Source organism: Streptomyces sp. NPDC059398, from assembly GCF_042751845.1.
GTDB lineage: Bacteria > Actinomycetota > Actinomycetes > Streptomycetales > Streptomycetaceae > Streptomyces.
In genome coordinates this window covers 62072-75656 of the sequence record NZ_JBHYWP010000025.1, presented here as the reverse complement: position 1 = coordinate 75656, position 13585 = coordinate 62072, and the positions used below count along the sequence as shown (strand labels likewise).

Annotated in this window: 13 protein-coding genes; 4 read left to right on the top strand and 9 right to left on the bottom strand. The window is 68.3% G+C overall.

The genetic code is table 11. The features are described from left to right. Positions 1–88: 88 nt before the first annotated feature. Both groL and groES read right to left on the bottom strand, forming a co-directional pair. The gene (gene groL, locus ACFXBC_RS12340; protein WP_385022343.1) at positions 89–1711 is read right to left on the bottom strand and encodes a chaperonin GroEL; all 1623 of its coding nucleotides are present in this window, start codon (positions 1709–1711) and stop codon (positions 89–91) included. A 112-nt stretch (positions 1712–1823) separates the two neighbouring features. Further along, the gene (groES, locus tag ACFXBC_RS12335) at positions 1824–2132 is read right to left on the bottom strand and encodes a co-chaperone GroES (protein ID WP_164262571.1); all 309 of its coding nucleotides are present in this window, start codon (positions 2130–2132) and stop codon (positions 1824–1826) included. A 395-nt stretch (positions 2133–2527) separates the two neighbouring features. On the opposite strand from groES, the gene ACFXBC_RS12330 reads away from it, so the two are divergent. Next, positions 2528–3754 carry an SAM-dependent methyltransferase gene (locus ACFXBC_RS12330; protein WP_385022338.1) on the top strand — a complete coding sequence of 409 codons (1227 nt, stop codon included), beginning with the start codon at positions 2528–2530 and terminating at the stop codon, positions 3752–3754. Positions 3755–3930: 176 nt separating this feature from the next. On the opposite strand, the gene ACFXBC_RS12325 is transcribed toward ACFXBC_RS12330, so the two are convergent. Continuing rightward, positions 3931–4296: a hypothetical protein gene (locus ACFXBC_RS12325; RefSeq protein WP_385022356.1), complete on the bottom strand. Its 366-nt coding sequence runs from the start codon at positions 4294–4296 to the stop codon at positions 3931–3933. Between the two features lie 541 nt (positions 4297–4837). On the opposite strand from ACFXBC_RS12325, the gene ACFXBC_RS12320 reads away from it, so the two are divergent. Continuing rightward, entirely contained in the window at positions 4838–6448 is a 1611-nt protein-coding gene (locus ACFXBC_RS12320; protein ID WP_385022334.1) for an alpha/beta hydrolase, read from the top strand. Positions 6449–6615: 167 nt separating this feature from the next. Here the strand turns inward: ACFXBC_RS12320 and ACFXBC_RS12315 are convergent, their stop codons facing one another. Further along, complete coding sequence (locus tag ACFXBC_RS12315) at positions 6616–7389, bottom strand: hypothetical protein (protein ID WP_385022331.1); 774 nt, start codon at positions 7387–7389, stop codon at positions 6616–6618. An 899-nt stretch (positions 7390–8288) separates the two neighbouring features. Between ACFXBC_RS12315 and ACFXBC_RS12310 the strand changes: the two genes are divergently transcribed. Then, positions 8289–9557 carry a DUF222 domain-containing protein gene (locus ACFXBC_RS12310; protein ID WP_385022353.1) on the top strand — a complete coding sequence of 423 codons (1269 nt, stop codon included), beginning with the start codon at positions 8289–8291 and terminating at the stop codon, positions 9555–9557. A gap of 33 nt (positions 9558–9590) precedes the next feature. Here the strand turns inward: ACFXBC_RS12310 and ACFXBC_RS12305 are convergent, their stop codons facing one another. The 4 genes from ACFXBC_RS12305 to tsaB are packed head-to-tail and all read right to left on the bottom strand — an operon-like array spanning position 9591 to position 12280. Further along, positions 9591–9887 carry a hypothetical protein gene (locus ACFXBC_RS12305; protein ID WP_385022328.1) on the bottom strand — a complete coding sequence of 99 codons (297 nt, stop codon included), beginning with the start codon at positions 9885–9887 and terminating at the stop codon, positions 9591–9593. Then, a complete protein-coding gene (gene tsaD, locus ACFXBC_RS12300; protein ID WP_385022325.1) occupies positions 9884–11074 on the bottom strand; it encodes a tRNA (adenosine(37)-N6)-threonylcarbamoyltransferase complex transferase subunit TsaD in 1191 nt (396 codons plus the stop codon). Before tsaD ends, ACFXBC_RS12305 begins: the two co-directional genes overlap by 4 nt. Then, positions 11067–11546 carry a ribosomal protein S18-alanine N-acetyltransferase gene (gene rimI, locus ACFXBC_RS12295; protein WP_385022350.1) on the bottom strand — a complete coding sequence of 160 codons (480 nt, stop codon included), beginning with the start codon at positions 11544–11546 and terminating at the stop codon, positions 11067–11069. The genes tsaD and rimI overlap by 8 nt, the downstream gene beginning before the upstream one ends. A 17-nt stretch (positions 11547–11563) precedes the next feature. Beyond that, positions 11564–12280: a tRNA (adenosine(37)-N6)-threonylcarbamoyltransferase complex dimerization subunit type 1 TsaB gene (gene tsaB, locus ACFXBC_RS12290; protein WP_385022322.1), complete on the bottom strand. Its 717-nt coding sequence runs from the start codon at positions 12278–12280 to the stop codon at positions 11564–11566. A 107-nt stretch (positions 12281–12387) separates the two neighbouring features. Between tsaB and ACFXBC_RS12285 the strand changes: the two genes are divergently transcribed. Continuing rightward, positions 12388–12951, top strand: coding sequence for a hypothetical protein (locus ACFXBC_RS12285; protein ID WP_385022319.1), 564 nt, complete (start codon positions 12388–12390; stop codon positions 12949–12951). A 184-nt stretch (positions 12952–13135) separates the two neighbouring features. On the opposite strand, the gene ACFXBC_RS12280 is transcribed toward ACFXBC_RS12285, so the two are convergent. After that, positions 13136–13300: a hypothetical protein gene (locus ACFXBC_RS12280; protein ID WP_385022316.1), complete on the bottom strand. Its 165-nt coding sequence runs from the start codon at positions 13298–13300 to the stop codon at positions 13136–13138. Positions 13301–13585 lie beyond the last annotated feature (285 nt).

Below are 13585 nucleotides of genomic sequence, written 5' to 3'. Positions count from 1 at the left end.
GACACTCCCCCCCCCCCTAAACCCCCCCCGCCCGCCCCCCCTAATATTCCGCTGGGGCGCCGGGCCTCAGACGTGCGTCAGGTCAGCCTCAGTGCGAGTGGCCGTGACCGTGGGCCGCCTCGGGCTCCTCCTCCACCGGCTTCTCGACGACCAGGGTCTCGGTCGTGAGCAGCAGCGAAGCGATGGACGCGGCGTTCTCCAGCGCGGAGCGGGTGACCTTGACCGGGTCGATGACGCCGGCCTTCACCAGGTCGCCGTACTCACCGGTCGCGGCATTGAAGCCGTTGCCCTTGTCGAGCTCGGCGACCTTCGAGGTGATGACGTAGCCCTCAAGGCCGGCGTTCTCGGCGATCCAGCGCAGCGGCTCGACAGCGGCGCGGCGGACGACCGCGACACCGGTCGCCTCGTCACCGGACTTGCCCAGGTTGCCTTCGAGCACCTTGACCGCGTGCACCAGAGCGGAGCCACCACCGGAGACGATGCCCTCCTCGACCGCGGCGCGGGTCGCGGAGATGGCGTCCTCCAGACGGTGCTTCTTCTCCTTGAGCTCCACCTCGGTGGCGGCACCGACACGGATCACGCACACGCCGCCAGCCAGCTTCGCGAGGCGCTCCTGGAGCTTCTCGCGGTCCCAGTCGGAGTCCGTGGACTCGATCTCGGCCTTGATCTGGTTGACGCGGCCCTGGACCTCGTCAGCCTTGCCACCGCCGTCGACGATGGTGGTGTCGTCCTTGGTGATGGTCACGCGGCGGGCGGTGCCCAGCACGTCGAGACCGGCCTGGTCGAGCTTGAGGCCGACCTCCTCGGCGATGACCGTGGCACCGGTGAGGGTGGCCATGTCGCCGAGCATCGCCTTGCGGCGGTCGCCGAAGCCGGGGGCCTTGACCGCGACCGCGTTGAAGGTGCCGCGGATCTTGTTCACGACCAGAGTCGACAGGGCCTCGCCCTCGACGTCCTCGGCGATGATCAGCAGCGGCTTGGAGCTGCCCGCCTGGATGACCTTCTCAAGGAGCGGCAGCAGGTCCTGGATCGAACCGATCTTGCCCTGGTGGATCAGGATGTACGGGTCGTCGAGGACGGCCTCCATGCGCTCCTGGTCGGTCACCATGTACGGCGAGAGGTAGCCCTTGTCGAAGGCCATGCCCTCGGTGAAGTCCAGGTCCAGGCCGAAGGTGTTCGACTCCTCGACGGTGATGACACCGTCCTTGCCGACCTTGTCCATGGCCTCGGCGATGAGCTCACCGACCTGCTTGTCCTGAGCGGAGAGACCGGCGACAGCGGCGATGTCGGACTTGTCATCGATCGGGCGGGCGGTCGCGAGGAGTTCCTCGGACACAGCCTTGACCGCGGCGTCGATGCCCTTCTTCAGGGAGGCGGGCGAAGCGCCGGCGGCGACGTTGCGCAGACCCTCGCGGACCAGCGCCTGGGCCAGCACGGTGGCGGTGGTGGTGCCGTCACCCGCGATGTCGTTGGTCTTGGTCGCCACCTCCTTCACCAGCTGCGCACCGAGGTTCTCGTACGGGTCGTCGAGCTCGACCTCACGGGCGATCGTGACACCGTCGTTGGTGATGGTGGGAGCGCCGAACTTCTTGTCGATGACGACGTTGCGGCCCTTGGGGCCGATCGTCACCTTGACCGTGTCGGCAAGCTTGTTGACGCCGCGCTCAAGGGCGCGACGGGCGTCCTCGTCGAACTTCAGGATCTTCGCCATGGAGCTGATTCAGTCCTCTCAAAACGAACTGCGCCCCCGGGTGCCCGTCACTCGTTGTGCGAACACAGCAGATGCGGGGCCAGGGGCGCAGATCAAGAAATACGTCGGTGAATTACTTCTCGACGATCGCGAGAACGTCGCGAGCCGAGAGGACGAGGTACTCCTCGCCGTTGTACTTCACCTCGGTCCCGCCGTACTTGCTGTACAGCACGACATCGCCGGCCTTGACGTCGAGCGGAAGACGCTCGCCGTTCTCGAAGCGGCCCGGACCCACGGCCAGGACGACGCCCTCCTGGGGCTTCTCCTTGGCGGTGTCCGGAATGACCAGGCCGGAGGCCGTGGTCTGCTCGGCGTCGAGCGGCTGGACCACAATGCGGTCCTCGAGCGGCTTAATGGCAACCTTGGAGCTGGTTGTCGACACGATCCGGTCTCCCCCTTCGGAGATCTCACGGGGTGAACTGTCTGAGTGGCGACCGGATGGATCCGTCGTCGCGGGTGCCGGACCGGCCCGTCGCCAGATTTGGCACTCTCCCGTGGGGAGTGCCAGAACTGAGACTAGGACGGCAGTTAGCACTCGGTCAAGCGGAGTGCCAATGAGCCCCGGCCATGTCTGCTGCGGCTTCCTCCTCCCGGCCCCGGCCGGGGGCGTCGTGTGCCGTGTGGTGTGCGCCGTGCGCCGTGTACCACTCAAGGCCTCACCGGACGTACGGCTGCGCCCGCCCGCACCACGCCGGGCACCGCCCCCACCGCATCCGGCCCCCATATCCGGCACCATCCGCACTACCCGAAGCCACCCGGATCACCCACACGAACCACATGAACCGCATCACCCACAATGGACGGGTGACCGACCTCGACGCCTTCACCACGCTGTTCACCGATGAGGGCGCCGCCCTGCTCGCCTCGCTACGGGAGTACGACCCTTCCCAGGAGTTGGCCGTCGCCACCCGGCTGCGCCGCACGTACCCCACCGAGCTGGTCTCCACGGCCCTCGCCCAGGCGCGCCTGCGGCAGCGGGCCGTCCCGAAATTCGGCGCCGACGACGCGCACCGGATGTTCTTCACGCCCAACGGCGTGGAACAGTCCACACGTAAATCCGTCGCCGAGTACCGCGCCCGCCGCTTCGCCGGCCTGGGCGTACGCAACGTCGCCGACCTGTGCTGCGGTATCGGCGGGGACGCGTTGGCGTTCGCCCGCGCCGGGATCTCCGTACTGGCGGTCGACCGTGATCCGCTGACGGCCGAAGTCGTACGGGCCAACGCCGCCGTCCTCGGGCTGAGCAGCCTGATCGAGGTGCGGTGCACAGATGTGTCACAGGTCGTCACAGATCCGTACGAAGCGGTCTTCGTCGACCCTGCACGGCGTGGCGGGCGGGGCCGGATCTTCAACCCCGAGGCGTACTCACCGCCGCTGTCCTGGGCCACGGGTGCAGTGACCGACCGAATCGCCTCCGGTCCGTCGCACGGGACAGCGGGCGCTATCAAGATCGCTCCCGGCATCCCGCACGAGATGGTCCCCAGTGGCGCCGAAGCGGAGTGGATCTCCGACAGCGGTGACGTCAAGGAAGCGGTCCTCTGGTTCGGCACGGAACCGGGGCTGCGCCGCGCCACCCTGCTTCCGTCAGGAGCCACCCTCACAGACCGCGGACTCCCCGACCCCGAAGTACGGACGCCGGGCCGGTATCTGTACGAACCGGACGGCGCCGTCATCCGCGCCCATCTCGTCGCCGAGGTGGCCGAGGAGCTCGGCGGCGGGCTCATCGACGAGACCATCGCCTACATCACGGCGGACGAACTGCGCCCGACGCCGTACGCGACGGCCTACGAGATCACGGATGAACTCCCCTTCGGCCTGAAAAGGCTGAAAGCCCTGTTGCGAGAGCGGGAAGTCGGGAACCTCACGGTCAAGAAGCGCGGCTCGGCAGTCGAACCGGAGGAGGTACGCCGCCGGGTCAAGCCCCAGGGACCCAACGCGGCCACCGTGATCCTCACCCGGGTCGCGGGCGCGCCGATGATGCTGATCGGGCAGCCTGCCGGTTCCTGACGGGGCGACAGGGCCTGTCGGAGCGACAGGGCCTGACGCTGCTCCCTGTGTCCCTTCGGCTCTCTCCACCGGGGGTGGGCCTCGTCAAGCCGGGTCTCATCAGCCAGGGCCCCGTCAAGCAGGGCCGGCGTTGCCGGTCGGCGGCCGGTCGTGGCAGGCCGGTCAGGCCAGGTCGGTCAGGCCAGGTCGGTCAGATCTTCCGCGTACACCTGGGACAACGGCTGCGGACCCACGTACTGCTGACAGTTGCAAACCCCTGGCTCGAAGCTCAGCGGCTTCTTGTTCTCATCCCAGGACATCGGTACTTCGACGGTCTCATGGCACTTTCCCTGCCGGTCGTGCTTGGCGAGGTGGTGTGTGCAGCCGCAGACCGGCTCGGGCGGTTTGTTCGCCGCCTCGATCTCCCTGCGCTCCCGCTCAGCTGTCTCCAGCCGCTCCATCCGGCGCTCATGGCGAGTGCGCAGCGCGGTGCGGCCCGTATCCGCGACCCAGCCGAAGCCGCCGACCATGAAGAATATGAACACCCACCAGAACCAGCTCACTTGCGGCCCTTCCCCCCGGCCCGTGCGTTCCATCCTTCAAGGTTACGCGTACAGGCACCAAGCGCCGAAGAGCCGGTCGGCAATCCGGATCCGAATTGCCCCGGCGGGCAACCTGGGCGTGCTGGGGGCGGGTGTGCTGGAACGGGGGTGGTGGGGTCAGGGGTGGTGGGGTCGGGGGTAGTGGGGTCGGGGGTAGTGGGGTCGGCTTGCTGAAGTCGGGCGGGCCGGGCGATCGGCCACTGTCTGCCTGTCCCCCGTACGGCCCGTGTGCCAGGCGGTATCCGACGGGTCGTCAGAGGATGAAAATATGACGCCTCGTAAGCCATCGCGCCTGTCGGCGCGTTTGTCGCTCCGCTCGTCCCTCCCCGCACGATTCCACGCGCCCGGCCCCGCGCCGCTCTCCCCGCCCGGCCCCGCACTGCTCCCCCTGCCCGACCCCGCACCGCTTCGTACACTGTTCCTGTCGTCGCTGCGTACGTCGTTCCGTACGCCGCCTCCGGCAGCTCCCGCCCACGAGCCGCCCCGTAAGACATGGATCGGCGTGCCTCGTCGTGCATTCGGCCGTGCTGTGGGGTGCGCCGCTGCCGCTTCCCTGCTGCTTGGCGGGCCGGCGGTCGCGGCCGTACCGGCCCCGCCTGCTGCCACAGCGTCGCCTGCTGACACGCCGACAGCAGCTGACACCCCGTCGACGGCCGAGGGCGCCGTCGCCAGGCCTCCGGCCCCGGCCCCGTCGGCCTGGACCACGTGCCCCGCCCCTTCCCAGGCGCAGGGCGGGGGAAAGGCGCCGGGCTCCGGCTGGACCTGCGCCACGCTGAACGTTCCCCTCGACTACACCAAACCCGGGGGAAAAACGATCCCGCTGGCACTGATCCGTCATCGCGCGACAGGGCCCGGCAAGCGCATCGGTTCACTCATCTACAACTTCGGCGGCCCCGGCGGCTCCGGTGTCGACACGCTGCCTGCCTTCACGCCTACGTTCGCGAAGCTCAACACCCGCTATGACCTGGTGAGCTTCGATCCGCGCGGAGTCGGCAACAGCGAGCCCGTCAACTGTCTCACCGACCGGGAGACCGATGCGCTCAACTCGGTCGACTCCACGCCCGACACCCCCACCGAGGTCCGGCAGTGGATGGACGCGACCCGTAACTTCGCGGCGCACTGCGCGAAGAAGTCCGGCCCTCTCCTGCCGTATCTGACGACCACCAATGTGGCCAGGGACCTAGACCGGATTCGTGCGGCCGTGGGCGACAGGAAGCTGAACTACTACGGCTTCTCGTACGGCACGGAGCTGGGCGCGACCTATGCCCATCTCTTCCCCGGGAAGGTGGGCCGTGCGGTGCTGGACGGCGTCATGCACCCCGACAAGGACTTCACGCAAGGGGCCCTGTACCAGCTGAAGGGCTTTCAGCTGGCGCTGGACCACTTCGCGCGTTCCTGTGTCGCGGCCACGTATCTCTGCCCGCTGCACCGCTCCACCCCCGAGGGGGTGGAGAAGGTACTCACCGATCTGGTGACCGGCCTGGAGAAGCACCCCGCAGGCGCGAGGACGGGCCGCACGCTCACCGATTCGCTCGCCCTGACGGCGATCGAGGGCGCGTTGTACTCACCGGACTCCGGCTGGCCGCGCATGGCGAACGCGGTCGCCGTGTACCTCCGTACACACAACCCCGCGCCGTTGCTCACGATGGCGGACAGCATGACGGGTCGCGACGCCAAGGGGCACTACTCGAACAGCAACAACGTCTTCGCGGCCACCAGTTGCGCCGACTTCGGCGTCCCGGTGGGGAAGGCGGAGATCGAACGGCAGTTGCCCGCCTTCCGGAAGGCGTCGCCGCTGTTCGGCGCACAGTTCGCGTGGGCCCTGAACCAGTGCACGTACTGGCCGGTCAAGGGGGCAATGAAGCATATGGAGGTCAGCGCGAAGGGCGCGCCGCCGATTCTGGTCATCGGCAACACGGGTGACCCCGCCACCCCGTACGGCGGGGCGAAGGCCATGGCGCGGCGGCTCGGGAAGGGAGTCGGAGTGCTGGTCACCTGGAAGGGCGGCGAGGGCCACTGCTCGTACGGAAACGGCAGCGCGTGCATCGACGGCAGGGCGAACGCCTATCTGCTGGACGGGAAAGTGCCGGCTTACGGGACCAGTTGCTCCTGAGAGTGGGTGGGGGCCCGGGGGGATTCGGGCAGAGGTGATTGCCGAGGGGGCGGGGGGCCTGGGGGCCGCGGTGCCGTGGAGTGCACACCGCAGGGGGGCGGCACGGGACGGGTGGCACAGGTGAGAGCCGGTGTACGCCGTCCGGGTGCCGGTCGCGCTCCGGGTGGTCACTCCGGCAGCAGCTCGGCCGCGAGACGTTTGATTTGATCGGCGAGGGGGCGCTGAGCGGGCTCGTGGCAGGCGGCCGCGTCGGCGAGCCGAATGACGTCCGCCCGCCACCGGCCGCTCGCCGGCCCTCCGGCACCGACCCGGCTCAGACCGCGCTTCAGCAGTCCCGCTGCCACCTCCGGCTGCCCGCGGAGCACTGCCTTGACGACCGCCACTGCATTGGCGAGCGCACTGGTCGCAAGAGACCACTCGGGGTCTCCCAGCCCTGCTGATGCGCCGTCTCCCGATATCTGCGCCTGCACCTGCCCCCGAGGGCTACTTCCTCCCGCCGGGCCGGCCGGGCTGACCCGACTGACCGGCCCGGCCACGCCGACACGATTGACCGTTCCGGCCGTTCCAGCCAGCTCGGCCGGCTCGGCCGGCTCGGCCGGCTCAGAAGACAATGTCGTGATCTCCAGATCCAGCCGCCAGAACAGCGGCATATCCCGGAAGGCCAGGAACAACAGCCTTCGACCGCAGGACCGTCGCACATCGGGATCGCTCCGCAGCGAGACGACTGCTCGCACTGCCCCCAGGCAGCGCTCGACGGCAGCCACACAGGTATCGAACTGCGCACTGGGCACCATCCAGGCAATGTCAATGTCGCTGTACGGATCCGATGTCCCCCGGGCAAGCGACCCACGCAACGCTGCCACCGACCCGGCGCACTGCGCCATGAGCGCGCGCTGCAGTTCCTGAGCGAAGGCGGCACGACGGGCGGGGTCGAGGTCCATGGCGGGCGATGTGGGAGGCATGGCGCCACAGCGTAGAGGGAAGACGGCTCGGCTGAATCCATTCCACTCCGGACTGGGCGCAACTGGCCAGACCGAACAACACCTGCTCAGACCGGTGGGCCTTACGGTCACACCCGCGCGGCCTGACCGGACACCTGCGGACGATGAACCCCGCTGCCCCCTGCCCTTACACCCGAAAGATGCCCTACGGGCGAGCGTCCGACACCTCTCATCTATGGCTACGACAAGGTCGAGATGTTGAGTTCCATCCTCCGGATCTGCCATTCATACGAGTGAAAGCCCGCAGCGAGCTGGCATTACTACAGAGAGTGAGTAACGATAGGGAGACGACTTGCCAAAGGGGACGGCGAGAGTTGAGGCCAATCACGGGGGTGTGGGCCATGACCATCCAGACTGATCAGACGCGCCAAAAGGTAGGGACCAGCCGGGCCACTCGGCCCATCCGCGTAAGCCGAATCGAGACCGCCCGGCTGACGTATGGCTCCCGGACCGCTGTACTGGACAGAGCTGAGTCTGAATCACCTGCTTCATCCGGGACGTTCAGTTCATCCAGCGAACACGAGCCACTGAGCATGTCGACGGGCGGGGTAAACGAACCGGCCGAGCCAGTCACGCCGAAAGGGCCGGACGGGGCGGACGGGGCGGACGAAAACGTCCAGCTCCGACTGCCCGGCTCACCAGACCAGCCGGATCCACCCGCTCCTTCAACTCCACCAACTCGGTCGGCGCCGACAACACCGTCAACACCGGCAGCAGCATCACCCCCGGGACCAGGACCGGAAGCCCCGTCAGTTCCATCTGTCGCAGCCGGACCCCAGACACCGGATGACTGGGCCGCCCATCTAAGAGGAACAGCCCCGTCAGCCCAGACTGCTGCGCTGCTCGGATCCCTGGAGACAAAGAAACTGTCACCGCGCGGACGTATCGACGCCCTGGCCGTCCTTGAGCGCCACGCAGCATGGTTCGCTGCCCGCCAAGTCCATCTGCTGGCGGACATCGCCGCTCATGCCGAGGCAGCGCCCACCGGTGAGAGCGATGTCGACACCCAACTCCTGAACCACGGGGACTACGCCACCGAAGAAGTGGCGTGTGCACTGCGCATCAGCAACTCCACCGCCACCGAGCGGCTTCAGATCGCCAAGGAACTGGCCGGCCGGTACGCCGGGACGCTCGGCCTGCTCGAAGGCGGAGAGATCTGTTACATGCAGGCCAGGAATCTCGCCAACGCCTGCCGGGTTCTCGAACCACAGGCTGCCGCCCGAGTCGAGTCGGCCATGGCGACGAGGATGCCCACCCAGGCCACCGGCCAGAGTTCCCGAGCGCTGCGCCGTCAGGTGATCAAGGCGGACCCCGAGGGCTACCAACGCCGACTGGAACTGCGCACGAAAGAGCGGGAGATCGTCCGCTATCCGCAAGACGACGGCATGGTCACCTGGGGCGCCACCGTACCTGCGGAGCTCGGAGCCCGCTTCGACCAAGCAGTCGACGCCCACGCCACCACCCTCGTCGTGGACAACCGCACCCTGAGCCAGCGTCGAGTGGACGCCCTGGCTGATCTCATCCTCAACCGCCCGGTACTGCCGACCGGTTCGAACTTGCCCGCGAACCCCAAGGCCCCCCAAGGCCTCTCCGGGCACTATTCCGCTGCCCCTACCGCCCTGGTGCACGTCACCGTGCCCCTTGACGTACTGATCGGCGCGAGCGAAGACCCAGCGGAACTGAAGGGCTACGGCCCCATCACCGCCACACAGGCCCGCACCCTCGCTTTCGCCGAGGGGACGATCTGGCGCCGCTTGATCACTCACCCCAGAACAGGGCTACTCATCAAGACAGACCCCACCACCTACCGCCCCACCGCCGAAACTGAACGCCATGTCGTCGCCCGGGACCAGCAGTGCGCCTTCCCGTCCTGCCGCATGCCAGCACAGCGATGCGACCTTGACCACGTCAAGAAGTTCGATCACGACCGTCCCGAATCAGGCGGGCAGACAGTCCCGGAAAATCTCATCCCGGTCTGCCGTCGCCACCACCTCATGAAGCACCGGGGCAACTGGACTGTCACACGGGACTCAGTCACCGGAATCACCACCTGGGTCAGCCCGACCGGCCACGTCTACCTGAACACGCCGCGCAACTACGCGGAGTAGGAATGGCAGCAGGACAGCACAGCCACAGCGGTCCTACTCCACCCCTACCGATTCAAAACGCCAACGGTGGACCGCCCGTGTGATCAAACCGGCGTCGGGTTCGGGTAGTTCGGGCAGGTCCGCATCGTAAGGCGCGTCCCACCAGGTGAGGACCAGCACTCGGTCCTGAGGGGCACGCAGAAACTCGCGGCGCAGCGGGCCCTCTGTAGCGTCCATGTCGGCGCCGAGAGCCACCGCCTGTGCCTGTGCTGCCTGCTGCCGTACCCACTCCAGCAGTTCAGCACCCCGCCCATCGACCGCACGGGCCTCCCACATCAGCGCGACGGTCATGAGTAGAGGTTGTCCTTGCTGATTTCGTGGACGTGGTCATGGTCGTGTACGTGCCCGCCACCATGCCCGTGGCCGCCTGTTTGCCCATGCCCCGGGTCACCGTCCATCTGGGCATGCCCGGTTCCCGCCGCCTGATCCGATGCCACCGCCGGCACATGCGGGTCCGTCACCGGCAGCGACGAGTCCGCAGACAGGGCCCAGTCCGACGCCCCCCTGTTCCGCGCCACCATTTCGGCACCGAGCGCCGCAACCATGGCCCCGTTGTCCGTACACAGCCCGGGGCGCGGCACCCGCAGCCTGATGCCGGCCCGCTCGCAGCGCTCCTGGGCGAGCGCCCGCAGCCTGGAATTGGCGGCGACACCACCACCGATCATCAGGTGGTCGACACCCTCGTCCTTACAGGCACGTACAGCCTTACGCGTGAGGACATCGACGACCGCCTCCTGGAACGACGCCGCCACGTCTCTTATGGGAAGCTCCTCGCCTGCCGCCCGCTTCGCCTCGACCCAGCGCGCCACCGATGTCTTGAGCCCGGAAAACGAGAAGTCGTACGCCGCGTCCCGTGCCCCCGTCAGCCCGCGGGGGAACGCGATCGCCTTCGGGTCTCCCTCCCGGGCCAGCCGGTCGATGACCGGGCCGCCCGGAAAGCCGAGGTTCAACACGCGCGCGATCTTGTCGAAGGCCTCGCCGGCCGCGTCATCGATCGTCGCGCCCAGGGGCCGGACATCCGCAGTGATGTCGGGCGCCAGCAGCAGCGACGAGTGTCCGCCGGACACCAGCAAGGCCATGGTCGGCTCGGGCAATGGCCCGTGCTCCAGCTGGTCCACACAGATGTGGGATGCCAGATGGTTGACGCCGTACAACGGTTTACCCAACGCGTAGGCGTACGCCTTCGCCGCCGATACACCGACCAGCAACGCCCCCGCGAGACCGGGTCCCGCCGTCACTGCGATGCCGTCGAGATCCCTCGCGGCGACCCCGGCGTCCTTGAGGGCGCGTTCGATGGTCGGAACCATCGCCTCCAGGTGCGCCCGCGAAGCGATCTCCGGGACCACGCCGCCAAAACGGGCATGCGTGTCGACGCTCGAAGCGACGGCGTCCGCCAGCAGCGTCGTACCGCGGACGATACCGACCCCCGTCTCGTCGCAGGAGGTCTCGATACCGAGTACGACAGGTTCGTCAGCCATGGATCTCTGTTCCTTGTGCGAGGCCCATTTCCGGGCGCAGTTCGAGGCGCATGACGAGCGCGTCCACATTGCCCGGCTGGTAATAGCCCCGGCGGAAGCCGATGGGCTCGAAGCCGAAGCGTTCGTAGAGTTTCTGGGCACGGATGTTGTCGACCCGTACTTCGAGGAGGATCTCGGCGCACTCGAAGGCGGTGGCGTGTCTGAGGAGATCGCTGAGCAGCTCGGCGCCGAGGCCGGTGCCCCACTGATCCCGCGCCGATGCGATCGTCTGTACGTCGCCCATGCCGCCGACGGCCGCGAGCCCCGCGTAACCGACGATCCGTTCGTCCGTTTCCGCGACAACGTAGCGCCGGGTCGCGGCCGGCCCGCGCGCGTGGGCCAGCTCGGACCAGAACATGCCGTCGGACCAGGCGTCGTCGGGGAACAGCTCGTGTTCCAGTTCCAGCACGGGCGCGATGTCCCACCAGCGCATCTCGCGCAGTACGGCTGTCACTGCGGGGTGACCACCTTGTAGTTCTTGGGCACCTGGGCGTCAGGGCGCCTCAGATAGAGCGGCGTGACCGGAAGGAACCCTTCAGCAGTCACCGTGTCGCGTCCATCCGTCTCTGCCGCGTCGGCACCGCCCTTGTCGGCGTCGCTGCCCCGCGTCAGTTTCTCGGCTGCCAGAGCCGCGAGGGCCCCCGCCGATACGTGCTCGGGAGCTCGCGCGTCGGGGAAGACGTCGGGGTAGAGCAGCGCGCCGGCCCCCACCGCGGGCACCCCCGCGACCTGCTCCGCGATGTCCGCAGGCCGGTCCACGGCGGGCTCGCCCAGCCGTGTGCGGAATCCGTCGTACCGCGCCCAGTAGACCTCTTTGCGCCGTGCGTCCGTCGCGACAACGAAGGGGCCTTCGAGCCCGGACGCGTAGGCAAGACCGTCCAGCGTGCACAGCCCGTACACGGGCACGCCGAGCGCGGAACCGAATGTGGCGGCCGTCACCAGCCCGACCCGCAGCCCGGTGTAAGGTCCCGGCCCGACGCCGACGACGATGCCCGTGACGGCGTCCAGCTTCAGTCCGGCTTCGGCGAGGACATGGTCGACGGCGGGCAGCAGTAGTTCCCCATGGCGGCGGGCGTCGGTCCGGCTGGACTCGGCGACCACGGATGTCCCGTCGTGGAGGGCTGCGGTGACGGCGGGCGTGGCGGTATCAACGGCGAGCAGAAGCACACGAACAGCCTACGGCTCCCGGGACGGAGGCACGGCGCCCCGTCCGGTCAGCCCACTGCTGCTAACGTCACCGAGAATTCATACGTACGAGAAATGGGGAGCGTCAGGTGTCAAGGAGCAGCTCGGGAATCGTGGCCGGGCTCACCGGGGCAGCTCTTGCCGTGGTCGGCTTCCTCGCCTACCAGGCGTCGGCGAATGCCCCGGCCAGCCTTGCCGCCCCCAAGCCCTCGTCCTCCGCGACCTCCCCGGCCAGCCCGTCGAGCACTCCCAAGCCGGGAAACCAGAACAGCCACGCGGTGCCGCCGCGCTCGGGTGCGGGCTCCCGCGTCGTGTACTCGCTGGCGGCGAAACGGGTGTGGCTGGTGAGCGACACCGGTGCCGGCGTACGGACCTTCGAGGTCATGCCGAGTGCCGTCAGCCCGCGACCAGGGGCCTACCAGGTGACTTCGCGCACAGGCAGCACGGTGGGCTCCGACGGGGTTCCGATCGAACACGTGGTGCGGTTCGCCAGCGTCAACGGGGTGACGGTCGGCTTCAGCGCGGCCACGGACAACTCGATGGCCAGCCCCGACCCCGAGCAGAAGACCGGCGGAATCCGGATGAAGCGCGCGGACGGCAACGCGATGTGGCCGCTCGCGACGTACGGTACGAAGATCGTCGTGGTGCCGTAAGCGATCGTCGTGGCGCCATGACCTTCTGCAACTCCGGGCCGCGCACTGCCCCCACTCACCCCAGCCCCACTCGCCCCAGCCGCGCTCGCCCGGCTCTGCTCGCCCGGACCCGTTTCACGCGAACCGCGTGATCCCTGCATCCGCCCACGGCCGACCGACGCAGCCGAGCATTAACCCATACGGATTACGCGGCGTCACGCTCTTCTTCAGGCTCCCCGGTGACGGGGGCAGGCTCCGGCTCGGGGGCCCGCGGTGGTGTGGACACGGCGTTCGCCGCCTCGCAGGAGGCGAGCAGATCGCGCATAGACATGGGGGACGGCGACTTCGCTTCGGTCTCCGATGCGGACATGGCGGCCTCCTCGATCAGGCATGGTTAGGTAGACCTAACCAAGTCTTGGTATCCATGTGACCACGGCCGGTGGGATCTGTGCAACACCTTGCCGACGGCTTGTCGGAAAGTACGGGGTGAATTTCCGGATACGCAGACGCGTACGCCTGCACCCCCTCCTCGGCCCGACGAGCGCCCGGGTTCCCTCGCTCAGCCCTCCCCCAGCGCCCGAAGCGCTTCAAGCCCCGCCCGCCGGGTCTCCGCCCGCCGGGTTTCCTCCGGCTGGGAGGCTGCCCGTCGGATCGC

Excerpts from the sequence above, each read along its gene's own strand:
- ACFXBC_RS12330 (WP_385022338.1), top strand. The coding sequence starts at position 2,528 with ATGAACCGCATCACCCACAATGGACGGGTGACCGACCTCGACGCCTTC.
- ACFXBC_RS12305 (WP_385022328.1), bottom strand. The coding sequence starts at position 9,887 with ATGACCGTCGCGCTGATGTGGGAGGCCCGTGCGGTCGATGGGCGGGGT.
- rimI (WP_385022350.1), bottom strand. The coding sequence starts at position 11,546 with ATGCGCTGGTGGGACATCGCGCCCGTGCTGGAACTGGAACACGAGCTG.
- ACFXBC_RS12315 (WP_385022331.1), bottom strand. The coding sequence starts at position 7,389 with ATGGACCTCGACCCCGCCCGTCGTGCCGCCTTCGCTCAGGAACTGCAG.
- groL (WP_385022343.1), bottom strand. The coding sequence starts at position 1,711 with ATGGCGAAGATCCTGAAGTTCGACGAGGACGCCCGTCGCGCCCTTGAG.
- ACFXBC_RS12280 (WP_385022316.1), bottom strand. The coding sequence starts at position 13,300 with ATGTCCGCATCGGAGACCGAAGCGAAGTCGCCGTCCCCCATGTCTATG.
- tsaD (WP_385022325.1), bottom strand. The coding sequence starts at position 11,074 with ATGGCTGACGAACCTGTCGTACTCGGTATCGAGACCTCCTGCGACGAG.